At 59.4% G+C, this 17,676-nt stretch carries 18 protein-coding genes and 1 other annotated feature; of the genes, 9 read left to right on the top strand and 9 right to left on the bottom strand.

All coding sequences use genetic code 11. The features are described 5' to 3' along the window. Positions 1–87: 87 nt before the first annotated feature. From hisA to hisG, 6 genes are all read right to left on the bottom strand, one after another. Positions 88–834, bottom strand: coding sequence for a 1-(5-phosphoribosyl)-5-[(5-phosphoribosylamino)methylideneamino]imidazole-4-carboxamide isomerase (hisA, locus tag GWQ27_RS07740; protein WP_275907063.1), 747 nt, complete (start codon positions 832–834; stop codon positions 88–90). A gap of 5 nt (positions 835–839) precedes the next feature. Continuing rightward, positions 840–1,463 (bottom strand): imidazole glycerol phosphate synthase subunit HisH, encoded by a 624-nt coding sequence (gene hisH / locus GWQ27_RS07735; protein WP_234576488.1) that lies wholly within the window; start codon positions 1,461–1,463, stop codon positions 840–842. An 82-nt stretch (positions 1,464–1,545) separates the two neighbouring features. Further along, the gene (gene hisB / locus GWQ27_RS07730; RefSeq protein WP_275907062.1) at positions 1,546–2,670 is read right to left on the bottom strand and encodes a bifunctional histidinol-phosphatase/imidazoleglycerol-phosphate dehydratase HisB; all 1,125 of its coding nucleotides are present in this window, start codon (positions 2,668–2,670) and stop codon (positions 1,546–1,548) included. Between the two features lie 11 nt (positions 2,671–2,681). Next, positions 2,682–3,749: a histidinol-phosphate transaminase gene (gene hisC, locus GWQ27_RS07725; RefSeq protein ID WP_275907061.1), complete on the bottom strand. Its 1,068-nt coding sequence runs from the start codon at positions 3,747–3,749 to the stop codon at positions 2,682–2,684. A 109-nt stretch (positions 3,750–3,858) separates the two neighbouring features. Then, positions 3,859–5,157 carry a histidinol dehydrogenase gene (gene hisD, locus GWQ27_RS07720; protein WP_275907060.1) on the bottom strand — a complete coding sequence of 433 codons (1,299 nt, stop codon included), beginning with the start codon at positions 5,155–5,157 and terminating at the stop codon, positions 3,859–3,861. A 12-nt stretch (positions 5,158–5,169) separates the two neighbouring features. After that, on the bottom strand, positions 5,170–6,066 hold the full coding sequence (hisG, locus tag GWQ27_RS07715) for an ATP phosphoribosyltransferase (protein WP_005311391.1): 897 nt from the start codon (positions 6,064–6,066) through the stop codon (positions 5,170–5,172). 29 nt (positions 6,067–6,095) lie between these two features. Then, positions 6,096–6,220 (bottom strand) — a sequence feature (His leader region). A 186-nt stretch (positions 6,221–6,406) separates the two neighbouring features. Here hisG and GWQ27_RS07710 point away from each other — a divergent pair. From GWQ27_RS07710 to rnd, 7 genes are all read left to right on the top strand, one after another. Beyond that, positions 6,407–6,649 (top strand): hypothetical protein, encoded by a 243-nt coding sequence (locus GWQ27_RS07710; protein ID WP_212539773.1) that lies wholly within the window; start codon positions 6,407–6,409, stop codon positions 6,647–6,649. A gap of 67 nt (positions 6,650–6,716) precedes the next feature. Then, the gene (locus GWQ27_RS07705; RefSeq protein ID WP_275907059.1) at positions 6,717–8,627 is read left to right on the top strand and encodes an ATP-dependent DNA helicase; all 1,911 of its coding nucleotides are present in this window, start codon (positions 6,717–6,719) and stop codon (positions 8,625–8,627) included. A gap of 130 nt (positions 8,628–8,757) precedes the next feature. Further along, positions 8,758–9,471: a tRNA (adenosine(37)-N6)-threonylcarbamoyltransferase complex dimerization subunit type 1 TsaB gene (tsaB, locus tag GWQ27_RS07700; protein ID WP_275907058.1), complete on the top strand. Its 714-nt coding sequence runs from the start codon at positions 8,758–8,760 to the stop codon at positions 9,469–9,471. Positions 9,472–9,563: 92 nt separating this feature from the next. Next, positions 9,564–10,079: a Slp family lipoprotein gene (locus GWQ27_RS07695; protein WP_275907057.1), complete on the top strand. Its 516-nt coding sequence runs from the start codon at positions 9,564–9,566 to the stop codon at positions 10,077–10,079. Between the two features lie 8 nt (positions 10,080–10,087). Beyond that, on the top strand, positions 10,088–10,954 hold the full coding sequence (locus GWQ27_RS07690; protein WP_275907056.1) for an alpha/beta hydrolase: 867 nt from the start codon (positions 10,088–10,090) through the stop codon (positions 10,952–10,954). 197 nt (positions 10,955–11,151) lie between these two features. Beyond that, entirely contained in the window at positions 11,152–12,828 is a 1,677-nt protein-coding gene (gene fadD, locus GWQ27_RS07685) for a long-chain-fatty-acid--CoA ligase FadD (protein WP_096119665.1), read from the top strand. Between the two features lie 81 nt (positions 12,829–12,909). Further along, positions 12,910–14,022: a ribonuclease D gene (gene rnd, locus GWQ27_RS07680; RefSeq protein ID WP_042467386.1), complete on the top strand. Its 1,113-nt coding sequence runs from the start codon at positions 12,910–12,912 to the stop codon at positions 14,020–14,022. Positions 14,023–14,071: 49 nt separating this feature from the next. On the opposite strand, the gene GWQ27_RS07675 is transcribed toward rnd, so the two are convergent. The 3 genes from GWQ27_RS07675 to dusC all read right to left on the bottom strand — a co-directional run bounded on the left by GWQ27_RS07675 (position 14,072) and on the right by dusC (position 16,335). Beyond that, on the bottom strand, positions 14,072–14,830 hold the full coding sequence (locus tag GWQ27_RS07675; protein ID WP_275907055.1) for a transporter substrate-binding domain-containing protein: 759 nt from the start codon (positions 14,828–14,830) through the stop codon (positions 14,072–14,074). 94 nt (positions 14,831–14,924) lie between these two features. Continuing rightward, complete coding sequence (locus GWQ27_RS07670; protein ID WP_021139343.1) at positions 14,925–15,293, bottom strand: TraR/DksA C4-type zinc finger protein; 369 nt, start codon at positions 15,291–15,293, stop codon at positions 14,925–14,927. Positions 15,294–15,390: 97 nt separating this feature from the next. After that, positions 15,391–16,335 (bottom strand): tRNA dihydrouridine(16) synthase DusC, encoded by a 945-nt coding sequence (dusC, locus tag GWQ27_RS07665; protein WP_059167819.1) that lies wholly within the window; start codon positions 16,333–16,335, stop codon positions 15,391–15,393. Between the two features lie 287 nt (positions 16,336–16,622). On the opposite strand from dusC, the gene GWQ27_RS07660 reads away from it, so the two are divergent. Both GWQ27_RS07660 and apt read left to right on the top strand, forming a co-directional pair. After that, positions 16,623–17,000 carry a YbaN family protein gene (locus tag GWQ27_RS07660; protein ID WP_005311418.1) on the top strand — a complete coding sequence of 126 codons (378 nt, stop codon included), beginning with the start codon at positions 16,623–16,625 and terminating at the stop codon, positions 16,998–17,000. A gap of 130 nt (positions 17,001–17,130) precedes the next feature. Beyond that, positions 17,131–17,676, top strand: a complete 546-nt coding sequence (gene apt / locus GWQ27_RS07655; RefSeq protein ID WP_275907054.1) for an adenine phosphoribosyltransferase — start codon at positions 17,131–17,133, stop codon at positions 17,674–17,676.

The following is a 17,676-nucleotide window of genomic DNA, read 5'->3' as shown; positions in this document are numbered from 1 at the left end:
CCAAGTAATAAGGACTTACCTCGACCTACCCCTTGATGGAGAGACGTTTGTCCAACCTCTGTGCTGTCATGCCTGCTGGCCAGGCCGTCAGCCTTGCGTGCCATTGGCCCAGCAGGCGATGGCATCGCCCACCGAGAACTTGCCCTCCAGCAGGGCGCGACCGAGGATGATCCCCTTGACCCCTGTGCCCTTGAGCGCCTCTATATCCGCGATGCCACCGATACCGCCGGAGGCCTGGAAGCCCACGCTCGGGTAGCGGGCACAAAGATCCCGATAGAGCTCGACGTTGGTGCCGGAAAGGGTGCCGTCGCGGCTGATGTCGGTGCAGAGCACATGCTTGAGACCGGCAGGGAGGAAACGCTCGATCAGCGCCTCTATGGTCACGCCGCTGTTCTCTTGCCAGCCTGCCACTGCGATATGGCGATTGCCTTGTGCATCGATATTGACGTCCAGCGCCAGCACTATCTGCTCGGGGCCATATTTTTCCATCCAGCTTGCTACCAGATCCGGGGACTTGACGGCGGTGGAGCCTATCACCACCCGGCTGGCACCGGCGGCCAATAGGTCTGCCACATCCTGCTCGGTGCGCACGCCACCACCGACCTGTACAGACGCTTCAGTAGCCGACAGCAGCTGGGTCAGCAGGGGCAACTGGCGGGCTTGTGTTTCTTTGGCGCCATCCAGATCCACCAGATGCAGCTGCACCGCGCCCTGGGAGACATATTCGTCGAAGCGGGCCTGGGGGCTGCTGCTGTATTCGGTCTTCTGGTCATAGTCCCCCTGATAGAGACGTACGACCTGACCATTTATCAAATCGATGGCGGGAATAATCATCCTTGTTACAGCTCCAGAAAGTTTTTCAGTAAACGGGCACCGGCTGCGCCTGAGCGCTCCGGGTGGAATTGGGCGCCAAAGAAGTTGTCCCGGCTCACGATGGCGGTAAAGGGCTGGCCATAATCGCAGGTGGCGAGTGTCGCCTCTGTCACCTCCAACGCGTAGGAGTGGACGAAGTAGAAGTAGCTGCCGCTTGGAATGCCGTTCAGCAGCGGGTGCGTTTCGTCGTGCTCAATCTGGTTCCAGCCCATATGGGGCAGGCGTAAATTGCCCACCTCCATCAGCCGGATCCTGCCAGGCACTATGCCAAGGCAGTCGATAAGCGTATCTGGCGAACCTTGCGTGCCCATGCTCTCTTCAGAGGCCTCCGCCAGCATCTGCATGCCGAGGCAAAAGCCCAGCAACGGCTGTGTGGCGGCGCGAATAAGGGGCACCAGCCCCCGTTCGTTGAGGTTCTTCATGGCGGCCACCGCCGTGCCGACGCCGGGCAGGATCAGCTTGTCAGCCTGCTCGATATCGGCCGCCTTGCTGGAAACCAGCGGTTGCACGCCGAGGCGCTCGAACGCCATTCTGACCGAGGCCAGATTCGCGCAGCCGGTGTCGATGATGACCAGTTTCTGATTGTTCATCGTGCCTTACCTATGTCGATTGGCGAGATTTTCACCATCACTGCTGTGCCGATAATGACCCGCTTCTGCTTGCTCATATCCATCACAATACCCCTTTGCTGGAGGGGAGCTCGCTCCCTTCCACCCGGATGGCCTGACGCAGGGCGCGGCCAAAGCCCTTGAACAGTGCTTCCACCTGGTGGTGGGTGTTGCCGCTGCCCACCTTCATCTGCAGGGTGATGGCCATGGCATCCGACAAGGAGCGGAAGAAGTGGGGCACCATTTCGGTTGCCATTTCGCCCACGCTGTCGCGGCCAAAGCCGCTCGGGCAGTCAAACACGAAGTAGGGGCGACCGCTGAGATCCAGTGCCGTACTCACTTCTTGCTCGGTGAGGGGACGTGCGTCGATCACCGCCTGCACCTCGTCCATCGCCAGCACGAAGCCGAAACGGCCTATGCCGCGCTTGTTGCCAAGGGCCTGGCGCATGGCCTGACCCAGCGCAAGTCCCACATCTTCCACCGTGTGGTGATCGTCGATGTGCAGATCACCGCTGACGTTCAGCTTGAGCCTGAAACCGGCGTGGGTCGCTATCTGATCCAGCATGTGATCAAAAAAGCCGATGCCGGTTGCGATCTGGTTGCCGCCACTCTTGTTTGTGGCAGAAGGGTCCAAATCAACGGCTACCTGGATGCGGGTCTCCTTGGTGTAGCGTTCAACTTCGGCCACGCGCCCCTTGGATAGCAGCTGATCACGAATGGTGAGCCAGTTGTGATCCTGCGGGTGGTAGCGAATGCCACCAATGCCCATGTTCTCGGCAAGCTGCAGATCGGTCTGGCGATCGCCAATCACGAAGGAGTTGGCAAAGTCGATGCGACCCGAGGCGAGATACTCCTTCACCAGCCCGAGGTGGGGTTTGCGGCAGCTGCAACCGTCGGTGGGAAAATGGGGGCAGATCAGCACCTGCTCCCAGTTCACTCCTTGGGATTCAAAGAGATGCATCATCAGGTCGTGAGGGGGCTGGAAGTTCTCCAGCGGCAGGCTGGCGGTGCCCAGTCCATCCTGGTTGGTCACCATCACCAGCACGTAACCGGCAGCCTGCAGCTCGCGCAGTACTGGTATCACCATGGGCTCGAAGCGCAGCTTGGCGAGGCTGTCCACCTGCTTGTCGGTCACCGGCTCCTCGATCAGGGTGCCGTCGCGGTCGATAAACAAAAACGGGGTCTTCATAAATTACATCCTTATAAACTGACGGGCTGATCACGCAGGACTGCAAGCACGGCATCCATTTCGTTCTGATAGCCGATGGTAATGCGAATGCTGTTCTCAAGGCCCGGTTTGGTGGAGAAATCCCGCAATATGATGCCGGCAGCTTTCATGGCGGCAAACACGGCGGCGCTGTCAACGAAGCGCACCAGAATGAAGTTGCCCTTGTCCTCGAATACTTCTCTCACACAAGGCAGCGCTGCCAGCGCTGTCTTGATAAGCGCCTTCTGCTTGTTGAGCTCGGCGACCCGCTCCTGCATCAACTCCAGCCCCATGGGGGAGAGCGCCTGCGCCGCTATCTGGGCGATGGGATCCGGGATGGGATAGGGGGCAATCACCTTGGCCAGCATGGCGATGACCTCAGTGCTTGCCAGCGTAAAGCCGCAGCGGATCCCGGCCAGGGCAAAGGCCTTGGAGAGGGTACGAGTCACCACCAGATTGGGGAAGCGGGCCAGCAAGTCCACCACGGACGCCTTGGGGCAAAATTCGATGTAGGCCTCGTCCACCACGATAATGGCGCGATTGCGTGCTTTCTCCAGCAGGGTGATGAGGCCGTCTCGGCCCACCAGATCCCCTGTGGGGTTGTTGGGGGAGCAGAGGAACACCAGCTTCACATCAGACAGACGGTCAGCGATGGCGGGCCAGTCCGGCTGACGACAGGCGGTAAGCGGCTGCTCGACGATACCGACGCCACAGGTCTCGGCACTGATGGCGTACATACCGTAGGTAGGCGGGCAGATGAGGATCTGATCTTCCCCCGCTTCGCAGAAGGTGCGGATCAGCAGTTCGATTGCCTCGTCGGCGCCACGGCTGACCAGCACCTGGTCGGGGTTGACCCCCGCATAGGCGGCATAGCCGTTGACTACCTCGGCCGGTTGGCACTCGGGATAGCGGTTGAGACGACTTCCCTCGATGGTGAAGGGATAGGCCTGCGGCGCCTCGTTGGCGTTGAGCCAGACATGCCCCTTGCCGCCGATGCGGCGAGCGGATTGATAGGGGGTGAGAGCCCGCACCACGCGGCGAGCCAGATTGGCGATGCTCATGACAAATCCTTCTGCTGTGCGTTTTGCTGTGACTCAATGGCTAAGGCGTTCAACCTGAGGGTGACGGCGTTATTGATGGGGGCATCGAGCCCCCTTGGTGCGGTGTTATTCATGTCCGCTCCTTTTGCAGTGCATTCAATCTCAGCGTCACGGCATTTTTGTGTCCATCGAGCCCCTCGGCCTGTGCGATGCGCTGGACTATGGGGCCGAGCCCCTGGATGCCCTCGACGCTAAGTTCCTGCACAGTGTAGCGGCGCTGGTAATCGGCCAGCCCCAGGCTCGAGCAGGTACGGGCATAGCCGTAGGTGGGCAGGGTGTGGTTGGTGCCGCTGGCATAATCCCCCACCGACTCCGGCGTCCATTGGCCCAGAAAGATGGAACCGGCGTTCTCGAGCTGGTCCAGCAGCTCGCGGGGCGCTTGGGTCTGCACGATCAGGTGCTCCGGGGCGTAGGCATTGGAGATGGCGCAGGCCTCATCCAGCGTGTCGCAAAGGATCACCAGGCTTGAACCCAGCGCCTTGGCGGCGATCTCGCGGCGGCTGAGTTGGGCCAACTGGCGCTTGATCTCGCCCGCAATAGCATCGGCCAGCAGCGGCGAGGTGGTGACCAGCACTACCTGGCTGTCGGGGCCGTGCTCGGCCTGAGAAAGTAAATCTGCCGCCACGAAGGCGGGATTGGCGCTCTCGTCGGCAATCACAAGCACCTCGGAGGGGCCGGCGGGCATATCGATGGCGGCGCCGCACCAGTCGCGGGAAACCTGCCCCTTGGCCTCGGTCACGTAGGCGTTGCCCGGGCCGAAGATCTTGTCCACCTTGGGGATCGTCTGCGTGCCATAAGCCATGGCGGCGATGGCCTGAGCACCGCCGATGGCGAATACCTTCTCGACCCCGCAGGCGCGGGCGGCAAACAGTATCTCGTCGCTGGCGGGGGACGGGGTGCAGAGCACCACTTCACGACAACCGGCCAGGCCTGCCGGAATGGCCAGCATCATGACGGTGGAGGGGAGCGGCGCGCTGCCCCCAGGCACATAGAGACCGACCCGGCTGATGGGGTGGGTGCGCAGCTCGCACACCACGCCGGATTGGATCTCTACCCGCACCACGGGCTGTGCTTGCGCTGCATGGAAGGTGCGAATATTGGCAATGGCAGCCTTGATGGCGTCTTTGATGTCGTCATCCAGACGCCCGCAAGCGGCCTCGATTTCGGTCTCGCTGACACGCAGCTGTTCACGGGGGGCGCGCTCGAAGCGCAGGCTCAGCTCGCGCAGGGCCTCGTCGCCACGGCTGCGGACGGCTGCGATGATCTCCTTTACCACTGCGCCGATATCGGCCTCGTCATTGAGGGCAGGGCGGGTCAGCACGTCGGCCTGCTGGGCAGGGGAGAGGGTTTTCCAGATCAGGGTCTGCATGATGTCCCTTCCTTATTCCATCATTTTTTCGATGGGCAGCACCAGAATGGAGCTGGCGCCGAGGGCCTTGAGCTGCTCCATGGTCTCCCAGAACAGGGTCTCGCTGGAAACCACGTGCAGGGCCACCTGATTGGTGTCACCGGCCAGCTGCATGATGGTGGGGCGCTCGGCGCCCGGCAGCAGATCCGTGATGGCATCGAGCTTGTCTTTCGGGGCGTGCAGCATGATGTACTTGCTCTCGCGGGCCTGCTGCATCCCCTGGATGCGGGGCAGCAACTTGTCGATGAGCTTCTGTTTGGCCTCATTCAAGGGGTTGGGGGCCTGCACCAACACCGCCTTGGAGCGGTAGATCACTTCCACCTCTTTGAGACCATTGGCTTCCAGGGTGGCACCGGTGGAGACCAGATCGCAGATGGCATCGGCCAGACCCGCGCGCGGTGCCACTTCCACCGAGCCGCCCAGCATGACGCTCTTGAAATTGAGCCCCTTCTCATCGAAGAAGCGTTTGAGCAGACCCGGGTAAGAGGTGGCGATGCGTTTGCCTGCCAGACTTTCGGGCCCTGTGTAGGCGACATCGTCCGGTACTGCCAGCGAGAGGCGGCAACCCCCGAAATCCAGCTGCTTGAGGGTTTTCACTTGTGCAGGCAGTCCCTGGGAGGCGCGAATGAGCTGCGCTTCTTCCAGCACGTTTTCACCTATGATGCCAAGGTCGACCACCCCTTCCATCACCAGACCGGGGATGTCGTCATCACGCACCCGCAGTATGTCGATGGGCATGTTTTCCACATGGGCGATGAGACGCTGCTCCCGCAGGTTTATCTTGAGGCCGCAGCTCTTGAACAGGGCTTGGGAGTCCTGGCTCAGACGACCGGACTTTTGCATGGCGATACGCAGGCGTTGTGTTTCCATTTGCTCGATTTCCTTCTAGTCAAAAACGAAAAAACCCTCGGAAGTATGTGCTTCCGAGGGTTTATGAATCTTGCGGTCCTTTTGGAAGTCACCAGTTAAGTGTCTTCCAGCAGTCAACCTCCTGAAAGACTAGTCGGGATGATGATGGTGGTGATGAGTCTTCAGCAGGGTGAACTTCATGTAATCAATCCTTTACAAAGAAGATGTCGTAGTTGACGCTCGATTTAAACTACCTTCCTTGACAGAAAAAGCAACCCGAAATTGTGATTTCATCGATTAAAGTGAAGAAAACGGTTTTCTGGTCGATAACTAGACAAGATGCCCCAGAGGAGTCGAGATCATGCCAAGCCAGGACCTGTTATTCCCCATTTTGCCCAGAGCGCCTGCTGCCCCGAATCCTGACGACATCAAGCGGGAAGTGACCCAGATCAGCAAGAAACACCAGTTGCGCAAGACCAGCACGGACAACGGCGAATCCCAGCAGCGCCAGCAAGCCTATCCCAATGCCAAGCGTGATCAGCCAAAGGCAGAAGAGGATGATCACAAGCCGGACCCCGACCATCAGATCGATCTCTTCGTCTGAACGCATTATCAGTCCCGCTTTCGCCACGCTTTTGGCATAATGCCCGCTTTTGCAGCGGGACGCCCCTTTGACCATCCAGACCCTGTTCAAGCCAGATGGCCCTCTGGCCAGCCACATCGACGGCTTTGTTGCCCGCGCCCCGCAGCTGGCCATGGCCGAGGCTGTTTCCAGCGCCATCAAGAGTGGTGGCCGCCTGCTGGTGGAGGCGGGCACGGGCACCGGCAAGACCTACGCCTATCTGGTGCCAGCGCTGGAATCCGGCAAGCGGGTGGTGATCAGCACCGGATCCAAGAACCTGCAAGAGCAACTCTTCTACCGGGATCTCCCGACCATCACAGGCGCGCTCAGTTACACACCACCAGTAGCCCTGCTCAAGGGGCGAAGCAACTATCTGTGCATAGAGCGGATGAATCGGCTGCTTAGTGAATCCCATCTGCAAAAGCCCGACATCCTCAACGATCTGGTCAAGGTCAAATCCTGGTCTACCGCCAGCGACAATGGTGATGTGGGGGATATTCCTGGATTGCAGGAGAACGCCGAGATCCTCGCCCATGTCACCAGCACCAACGACAACTGCCTCGGTCGCGACTGCCCCTATTACGACGACTGCCATCTGGTAGTGGCTCGCCGCCGCGCCATGGATGCCCAGGTAGTGGTGATCAATCATCACCTCTTCTTCGCCGATATGGCGGTGAAAGACACGGGATTTGGCGAGTTGGTGCCCGAAGCACAGGTGTATGTGTTCGACGAGGCGCACCAGCTGCCGGAGATCGCCACCAACTACTTCGGCAAGTCGGTGGGCAGTCGCACCATCCAGGATCTGGCGCAGGATATGCAGCTGGCCTATCGGGCCGAGGCGCACGACATGGGGCAGCTTGGCAAGGCGGCGGACCGGCTCTCCATCGCCAGTCAGGACTTGCGTCTCGCCTTCGGGGTGGATGGCGGGCGCGGCAATACCCGCGACATGTTGCGCCATCCGCTCTGGGCCCAGGCACTGGCCCGCCTCAATGATGCCCTCGGGCTCTGTTACGAGGTGCTTAAACTGGCGCTGGGGCGTGGAGAGCAGCTGGATCATGCCTTCGAGCGGATCTGCGAACTGCGCACCCGTTTGGGGGAGGTGCTGGCCATCAACCAGACCGGTTTCTCCTACTGGTATGACTGCTCGTGGCTTCACTTTTCCCTCAATATCACCCCGCTGTCGGTGGCCGAGCGGTTTGGCGCCGAGGTGCTGCGGCCCGAGGTGGCCTGGATCTTTACCTCTGCCACCCTGACGGTGGATATGCGCTTCGATCACTTCAAAGCCGAGCTGGGACTGGCCGGCAGCGCCGAGCTTATTCTCGACAGCCCGTTTGACTACGCCGAGCAGGCGCGGCTGTGTGTGCCCCGTTTTCTGCCCGAGCCCAATGCCTTCGGGCGGGGCGAACAGCTGGCCCAGTTGATGATCCCCCTTATCAACAAGACGCCGGGGGGCTGTTTTTTCCTTTGCACCAGCCATCAGGTGATGCGTCAGGTGGCCGAGGTGCTGCGCCGTGAAATTGGCCGCACCGTCTTGCTGCAGGGGGAGGATAACAAGCAGCGACTGCTCAAGGAGTTTGTGGAGAATGGCCGCGCCGTGCTGGTGGCCACCAGCAGTTTCTGGGAAGGGATAGACGTGCGGGGGGCTGCGTTGTCGTGTGTTATCATCGACAAGCTGCCATTTGCCAGCCCCGACGACCCGTTGCTCAAGGCGCGGGTCGATGACTGCAAGCTCAAAGGGGGCGATCCCTTCGCCGATATACAGTTGCCCAAGGCGGTGATTGCCTTGAAACAGGGGGTCGGGCGGCTCATTCGTGATCGCAGTGATCACGGTGTACTGGTCATCTGTGATCCACGCATGGTCAACAAACCCTACGGCGCCACCTTTATCAAGAGTTTGCCAGCCATTCCCCGTACGCGGGCGTTGGGGACGCTGGGTAACTTCTTCGATCGCTGTGAGTGAGCCTGCCGGTGCGCCTTCAGCCTGCCCTGAACGGATTGCGCTGAAAAAAATACACTGATTTGAACAGCCAGTGAGTTCGTCCTGGACTTGCCGGTTATGTAATTGACTGATGTTATAGAGATTGGAAAGCATGAACGAGTTGAAGATCCTGGCCGTTGATACCGCCACCGAAGCCTGCTCTGTCGCCTTGCTGGTGGGTGACACGCTGTTCTCCCGCTGGGAAGAGGCGCCTCGGGATCACACCCGTAAAATTTTGCCCATGGTTCAGGCTGTGTTGGACGATGCCGGGATAACCCTGGGCGAGCTTGATGCCATCGCCTTCGGCCGTGGCCCGGGTTCCTTTACCGGCGTGCGGATCGGGATCAGCGTGGCTCAGGGGCTGGCGTTCGGCGTTGGCGTGCCGCTCATCGGCATCTCAACATTGGCTGCCATGGCGCAGGGTGCTCGCCGGCTGGAGGGCGCCGAGCGGGTGTTGACCGCCATCGATGCGCGCATGGGGGAGGTTTACTTCGGTCAGTACGAGCTGAAGGATGGCCGCATGCAGCTGGTAGGTGACGAAGTGGTGAGCGATCCGGTCGCTCTGGTGGCTGACCGTACGCTGGCACATGGCAAGCTGACTGGCAGCTGGAGCCACGTTGGCACCGGTTTTGAAACTTATGGCGAAGCCCTTGCTGATCTTGCTGCAGAGCTGGCGGTGAGCCAGGTGCGTTTCCCGGCTGCGGTTGACATGCTGCCGTTGGCACGCGCCGCCTGGCTGGCGGGGGAGGCGGTGCCGGTGGAGCAGGCCACGCCTGTCTATTTGCGAGACAAGGTGACCTGGAAAAAACTGCCGGGCCGCGAATAACGGCGAAAAGCCGTGGCATTGATGGTGCTCTTACTGCATACCACCAGGGTTGGTAACGCGCCCGGTATCTGTATCCCAAAAAGGAGAGTGACATGATCAAGCGTGCGATGGTGATAGGGTTGGCAGGCTTGCTGCTCGGTGCATGCAGCTCGGTACCCAAGGAGCTGGCGTATGAGCCGGCAAACCAGCTGGTGGCTTATCAGCCCGGCTTGGTTGGTCAGGAAGGCAAGCCTGCCCGCTGGAGCGGGGTCATTTCTGCGGTACATAACAAGGCGGATCAGAGCGTCGTCGAGGTGGTCTATCTGCCGCTCAAGTCCAACGGCGTGCCGGAGCAGACCGAGCAGAGCCCGGGCCGATTTCTGGCCATCATGGAGGGATTTGTCGATCCGACCCTGTACGCCAAGGGACGCAGCCTGACGGTGCTGGGTACCATAGACAAACCGGTAGACAGCCAGATTGGCGAGCACAAGTATCGCTTCTCCGTGCTCAATGCCAACTCCAGCAAGCTGTGGCCGCCGGTGAAGGAGGTGGAGATCCGCTACATGGACCCTTACTTCTACGACCCCTTTTATGATCCCTTCTGGCCGAGACGGCCGCTGCGCCGCTAAGGTTGCTCATGACTGTCACCATGCAGGAGAACATGGTCACCCTGGCCGATGGTCGGCGGGTGGCCTTGCTTGAGAACGAACAACCGGCCCCTGGTCAGCAGGGCAAGCCGCTGCTGATCGCGCTGCACGGCTGGCTCGACAACGGCGCCAGTTTTCTGCCTCTGGCACCCTATCTGGCAGATGTTCATCTGGTCTGTGTCGATCTGCCGGGTCATGGTCATTCAGATCACAAGGCTACCCCTTATGTTTTTGTTGACTGGCTTGATGATCTCTACCAGATCGTTCAGGCGGCAGGCTGGTCCCGTTTTATCCTGCTCGGTCACTCCCTCGGTGCCCTGATCGCTTCTGCTTATGCCGGTGTCTTTCCCGAGCAGGTCGAGCGACTCATCATGCTGGAGGGGCTGGGACCACTGACCCAGCCCGATGACACTGTGCCGGAGCAACTGCGTAAAGCGATCTTGAATCGCAGCCGCACTCGCGAGCGAGCCCCCAATGGTTTCGCCTCCATCGACGAAGCGGTAATGGCCCGTTGCAAGGTGGCGGATATAGCCCCATCGGCTGCCCGCCTTATCTGCGAACGGCAGCTGGTTGAACGTGCAGGGCGCTGGTATTGGCGCAGCGATCCCCGCCTGTGGGATCTCTCACCGATGCGCATGAGCGAAGGCCAGGCCCAGGCGCTGATCCGTGCCATCCGTTGTCCTGTGCTCTTTATCCGGGGCGAGCAGGGCTTTGCCAGTCTGCTGGCGCAGTGGCAGCTGCGTCATGGTGCATTCGAGCGGATAGAAAGGGTCGTTTTGGCGGGAAACCACCATTTTCATATGGAAAATTCGGCAGATACCGCCGTTTGTATCGAAAAATTTTGTCAAATTCGTTAGAATCACCGGCTTTGAATCATTCCAGGTTTGTCTTCCTCCTCACATTTTCTGTTGTTAATTTGCTGTTAATTGATGTTGCCCTATGTAAGTATGTGCGGCATTAGAGCATGAGCTTAAAACAACCAATTGAAATGGATGTGAACAGGGACGGAGGCAACACAGTGAGCGCACAGGTGCTAGTTATGCAGGAGAAGTTCGTGGAAAAAGTCTGGCTGAAGCGTTATCCGGAAGGGGTCCCCGCCGAGATCAATCCAGACCAATACAGCTCCCTGGTCGAAATGTTTGAAGAGTCGGTGACCGAGTTTGCCGATCAACCTGCCTTCGTCAACATGGGGCAGACCATCACCTACCGCCGGCTGGAAGAGCAGTCCCGCGCCTTTGCCGCCTACCTGCAAAACGAGCTCAAGCTCAGCCAAGGTGATCGGGTAGCGGTCATGATGCCGAACCTGCTGCAATATCCCATTGCCGTGTTCGGCATACTGCGCGCCGGCATGATAGTGGTGAACGTCAACCCCCTCTATACCCCCCGTGAGCTGGAACATCAGCTCAAGGACTCAGGCGCCAAGGCCATCGTCATCGTCTCCAACTTTGCCCATACATTGGAAAAAGTGGTCTACGACACCCCGATCAAGCACGTCATCCTGACCCGCATGGGTGACAACCTGGGGCTGGCCAAGGGCACGCTCGTCAACTTCGTGGTGAAATACGTCAAGAAGCTGGTGCCAAAATACAACCTGCCCCATGCCAGCACCATGCGCCAGGCCCTCGCCAAGGGTCGCTATCTGCAATACATCAAGCCCGAGATCACCAATGACGATCTCGCCTTCCTGCAGTATACCGGCGGCACCACGGGTCTCTCCAAGGGCGCCATGCTGACCCACCGCAACATGATTGCCAACGTCGAGCAGTGTCTTGGCGTCTACGGCCCCATGCTGGAGCGTGGCAAGGAGTTCGTGGTCACGGCGCTGCCGCTCTACCACGTCTTTGCTCTGACGGTGAACTGTCTGCTGTTCATGCGCATGGGCGGGTACAACCTGCTTATCAGCAACCCGCGCGACATACCGGGCTTTGTCAAAGAGATCAGAAAATACCCTTTCACCTGCATCACAGGGGTCAACACTCTGTTCAATGCCCTGGTCAACAACGGCGAGTTCCAGTCGATGGATTTCAGCAAGCTCAAGTTGACCATAGGGGGTGGCATGGCGGTGCAACGGGCGGTCGCCGAACAGTGGAAGGGGCTGACCGACACCCCGCTGCTGGAAGGCTATGGGCTGACCGAGTGCTCCCCTCTGGTGAGCGTCTGCCCCTACGACCTGCTCGATTACAACGGCTCCATCGGTCTGCCGGTCTGCTCTACCGATATCCGGCTGGTGGATGACGCCGGTCAGGTGATCACCGAGCTCGGCAAGCCGGGCGAGATGCAGGTGCGCGGCCCGCAAGTGATGGTAGGTTACTGGCAGCGACCGGAAGCCACCGCCGAGGTGATGCAGGATGGCTGGCTCTGTACCGGTGATATCGCCGTGTGCGACGAGCAGGGTTTTTTCAAGATTGTTGATCGCAAGAAGGACATGATCCTGGTATCGGGTTTCAACGTCTATCCGAACGAGATCGAGGACGTGGTGGCGCTTCATCCCAAGGTGCTGGAAGTGGCCGCCGTCGGCGTGCCGCACAAGGTATCCGGCGAGCTGGTGAAGATCTTCGTGGTCAAGAAAGATGCAAAGTTGCAGGAGGACGAGATAATTGCCCACTGCCGCACACATCTGACTGCCTATAAGGTGCCGAAACTGGTAGAATTTCGCGACGAACTTCCCAAGACCAATGTGGGCAAGATCCTGCGGCGCGTGCTGCGCGACGAGGAAATTGCCAAGCAATAACGGGCGATCCGCCGCTGTCATGCAAAACCGTGGGTCAATCCACGGTTTTTTCTTTTGGCCCTGATCAACGCGCAGGCAACGATGCACTATCAACTTATCACTCAGCAAGCCGAACTGGAGCAGTATCTCGCCTCCCTGGCCGACGTTCCCCTGGCCATCGATACTGAATTCGTTCGCACCCGCACCTATTACCCCCAGCTGGGTCTGTTCCAGATCTATGATGGTGAGCATCTGGCGTTGCTGGATCCGCTCACCCTGGATCTCGCCCCCCTTTGGCAACGGCTCGGTCGGGCAGGGCAGATCGCCATACTGCACGCCTCCGGCGAAGACCTTGAACTGATCCAGCATGAAGCCGGTCACCTGCCCAATCAGATGCACGACACCCAGCTGGCAACGGCCTTCCTGGGCTATGGTGTCTCTGTGGGTTTTGGTGCGCTGGCCAAGGAGTTTCTCGGGGTGGATCTGGTCAAGGATCAGGCGCGTACCGACTGGCTCGCTCGCCCGCTCACCGAACGTCAACTCGAATACGCAGCCGCCGATGTGCTCTACCTGATGCCCCTCTACGAGAAGGTGATGGCCAAACTGCACGAAAGCGGCAAATTTGCCTGGTTCGAGCAGGAGTGCCAGAACCACTCGGCTCGCAAGACCCAGGGCAGCGATCCCTATCAAGCCTATCTCGATATTATCAACGCCTGGCAACTGGGCCGCCGCGAACTGGCCATACTGCGCGAGCTGGCTGCCTGGCGTCAGCAGGAAGCGGTGCGTCGTGATCTGGCTCTCAATTTCGTGGTCAAGGAGCTGCACCTGTTCAAGGTGGCTGAGCGTCGTCCGGCCTCCCTGCGCGACCTCAACGAATTGGGTCTGGCTCCCATCGAAATCAAGATCCATGGCAAGCGGATGCTGGACATAGTGGCCCAGGCCCAGCGCAGCGAGCCGGATAGCTGGCCCGAGCCGATCCGCCGACTGGTGGATTATCCCCAGTACAAGGCTGAACTCAAGCGCATCAAGGGGATGGTGGAAGAGAAGGCCAAGGCCTGCAATATTCCGCCTGAACTGGTGGCGAGCAAGAAGATCATTCACCAGTACTTCACCTGGAGCTGGCGCATGAGCGATGAAGAGCGCGCCCGCAGCGACAAGCCCATGTTGCTGCAAGGGTGGCGTCATGAGCTGGTGGGTCATTTGCTGGCCCAATAACAGACACCAAAAGAGAGATGGGCCGCTAGGCCCATTTTTTATATCTGCCTTAGCGTAGCGGGTAGTGATAACGGGCGAGGATCCGGGCGTATTGCGGGCTTTGCATCAGCGCCCGTATGGCCTCATCAAGGCGCTGCAACTGCGGCTCTGTGGTAGTGCGGCGATTTAGCATCAAATGCACGGGGTTTTGCTGGATATCGAGCAAGGTGGTCAGTTTATCGAGGGATATGCCCGCGAGGGCCAGTTCCTGCATGCCCATGGGATCCATGACCACCCCCTGAATGCGCCCCGCCAGTAGCAGCTTGATCAATTGCTCCATCCGCAACCTGACGATCAGACGGTCCGTCACCTGGGGGGCCTGCATGAAGGTGCGAAAATCCGCCCCATAATCAAAGTCGCGCAGGACGCCTATGGTGAATTGGGTGAGGGGCAGCAGCTCGGATAGCTGGTCGACCCCTTGCCAGCGTGCTTTGTCCTGGCGTCGGATGATCAGCACTGTGCTTTCATGGCGATAGGGGATGGAGAAGCGGGCAAACTGTTCCCGTTGAACTGTCTTGTTGGCCGTCATCGTCATCTGGAGGGAGCCGAACTCGAGCTCGCGCAGAGTACGGGCCCAGGGCATTTCGATGTAGCGGGCCTCGAAGTCGGCCCGGTTGAAGATGGCCTCCAGCAGTTCTATGTCCAGCCCCTGCAACTGTTGTTGTTCATCGCGAAAGCTGAACGGGAGCCAGCTTGACCAGCCCACGCTCAGTGACTCCTGTGCCCAGGCGGTGAAACACAAACACCATAACAACAAGACTCTGTACACGGGAACATCCCTGTTCAGCACGGTTGTTGTTGATTATTGGATAGAAGCGACAGCCTGACCAGCCGGAAAGAGAGGATGCACGAATGTGCATCCCTTAGAGTTCGTGAGCGTGGAACCCCTTGTCATAACGGGTTTCGCAGCGCGGACAGCGTTGCAGGGTCGGATCCTGCTCGAGTTGCTCGATGGAGAGCGGCTCCTCGCAATCGGAGCAAAGACCATAAAGGCCCAGATCCATTTGACAGAGAGCAGCATCGATCCGCTTGAGGCTTGCCACACTCTGCTCCACCTTGGGCAAATCGAGACGACTGGTCAGATCAACCAGCTGATCTCGCTCGCAGTGATCCACTTTTTCCGCCCACTCGTCACGCCGGCAGGCTTTGAGCTGATCGATCAGCTCTCCTCTTACTTGCGCCCAGTCAGCCAGCAGGCGTTCACGCCACACGGCCAACCGGGCTTGCGTCATTTCACACACACTAGCCCCCAACAGACGAATTACAAATCCAGGGCAGTATAGGGAAGCGACAGGATTATCAAGATGATATGCGTCAAGTAAAGGACGGTTAGATCACAGTTTTCGTGGCTTGCAACAGGGCCTCGCGAATGGGATCCGTCTCCTTGAACAGGCGGATATCACGAAACAACAGGTCGGCTTGCGGGTATTCCCGCTTGAGGTAGCTGAACCACTGCTTGATGCGGCTGGGATAGTAATCTGCCTTCTCGCTCGCCAGATCCTGCTCCGTATAGCTCACCATCAGCTGCAACACTGCTGCCCAGCTCATGTGAGCGCAGCCGGTCTTCATCACGTTGGCCAGATTGGGGAGGGAGATGGCGCCCCGGCCCACCATAAGGGCGTCGCAACCGGAGACACTGGCGCAGGTCAGGGCATCCTGGTGATCCCAGATCTCGCCATTGGCGGTGACGGGGATGGGCAGGGCGCGGCGGATGGCGTCCACATACTCCCAATGAGCCGGCGCCTTGTAGCCTTCGCGCTTGGTGCGGGCATGGACCGCCAGCTCGTTGGCGCCAGCCTGATAGACAGCCTGAGCATTCTCCAGGTAGAGATCCTTGTCATCGTAACCGAGACGGATCTTGGCACTGACCGGCAGATGGGCGGGCACCGCCTCACGCACCGCCTTGACGATGCGGTAGACGGCCTCGGGCTCCTTGAGCAAGACGGCGCCCCCCTTGCTCTTGTTCACTGTGGGGGCAGGGCAGCCAAAGTTGAGATCGACCCCCGGTGAACCGAGCTCGATGGCACGCACAGCATTTTCTGCCAGCCATTCAGGGTGCTGCCCCAGCAGTTGTACTCGCACAGGTGTGCCGGCGCGGGTCTTGCCGCCCTGCTTGAGTTCGGGCGCGATCCGATAAAACACCTTGGCAGGCAGCAGCTGATCGACCACACGGATAAATTCGCTCACGCAGAGGTCGTAGTCGTTGACGGAGGTGAGGACCTCCCGCATCAGGTGATCCAGCACCCCCTGCATGGGGGCCAAAATAACGCGCATAGCTGCTTCCGAAGACAAGGGGAGAAAAAAGAGCGCAGATTGTAGTGGCAATGGCCGGCGTTGTCAGCCGTCAGCCCACACGTCGGGATGAATCAGCCACCTAACGCAAGGGGATGAACATCATAACGCGCATAACTGGTTCCGAAGGCAAGGGATTGCAGAGACGATAGCCGTTGGCAGCTTCATTGAGTCTGATGAGCCGCAGATTGCTGCGGAGATAGCCGACGTTGTCGGTTTTTGGGCCAATTCTGTTAGGCTAAGCAGAGGTGCATTGTAAAGGAGCGGCCATGAAACGTTGGTGTCTGATGGGGTTGGGCTGGCTGGCCTTCGTGACCGGCATTGTCGGGATAGTGCTGCCACTGCTGCCAACCACTCCCTTCATGTTGCTGGCGGCGGCGCTGTTTGCCCGTTCTTCTCCCCGCTTTCACCGCTGGCTGCTGGCTCACCCCTGGTTCGGGCCGCCCATCGTCGACTGGCAGCTGCACCGCGGCATTCGCCGCCATGCCCGCCGCCGTGCTGTCGTCTTTATCCTGCTCTCTTTCTCTGTGTCCCTGGCGGTGGTGCCTCTGCTGTGGGTCAGATTGCTGCTCATTGCCATAATGGTGATCCTGCTCACCTGGTTAATACGTTTGCCAGTACTGGAGCCAGTTGCAATGGAGAAGTGAAGTCCCTAAGCTATTGCGGCAATAATGCTATGGAGTCGGCCTGTCATGTTGCGTGATGGGCCTTTTTATTTCCCGCTGGCGGGAAGATGAGATAAACGGCCATCTGGGTCGAAAAACAAACGGTCAAACCATGAATCCGGAAACCCTGAAATTTATCGAAGCGAGCATCAAGACCATTCCCGACTATCCGAAGCCGGGCATTCTGTTTCGTGACATCACCAGCCTGATAGAGAATGCGGAGGCCTTCAAGGCCACCATCGATCTGCTGGCCGAGCATTATCGTGATCAAGGGATCACCAAGATCGTCGGTACGGAAGCCCGCGGCTTCATCTTCGGTGCGCCGGTCGCCTATGCCATGGGCTTGGGGTTTGTGCCTGTGCGCAAGTCTGGCAAACTGCCCCGCGCCGTGATTGAAGAGTCCTATGCCCTCGAGTACGGCACCGACACCCTGCAACTGCACACCGATGCCATAGTGCCGGGTGACAAGGTGCTGGTGGTTGACGATCTGCTGGCGACCGGCGGTACCGTCGATGCGACCGTCAAGCTTATCCGCCGTGCCGGTGGTGAGGTGGCCGATGCGGCCTTCATCATCTCACTGCCGTCCCTGGGTGGTGATGCCCGCCTGACTGCAGCCGGCATCAAGGTCGTCTCACTGGTCGAACTGGCCGGCGAATAA

This window comes from Aeromonas sp. 5HA1, from assembly GCF_029237245.1.
GTDB classification, from domain to species: Bacteria; Pseudomonadota; Gammaproteobacteria; order Enterobacterales; family Aeromonadaceae; genus Aeromonas; species Aeromonas salmonicida.
This window is presented reverse-complemented; position numbering and strand designations above follow the sequence as displayed.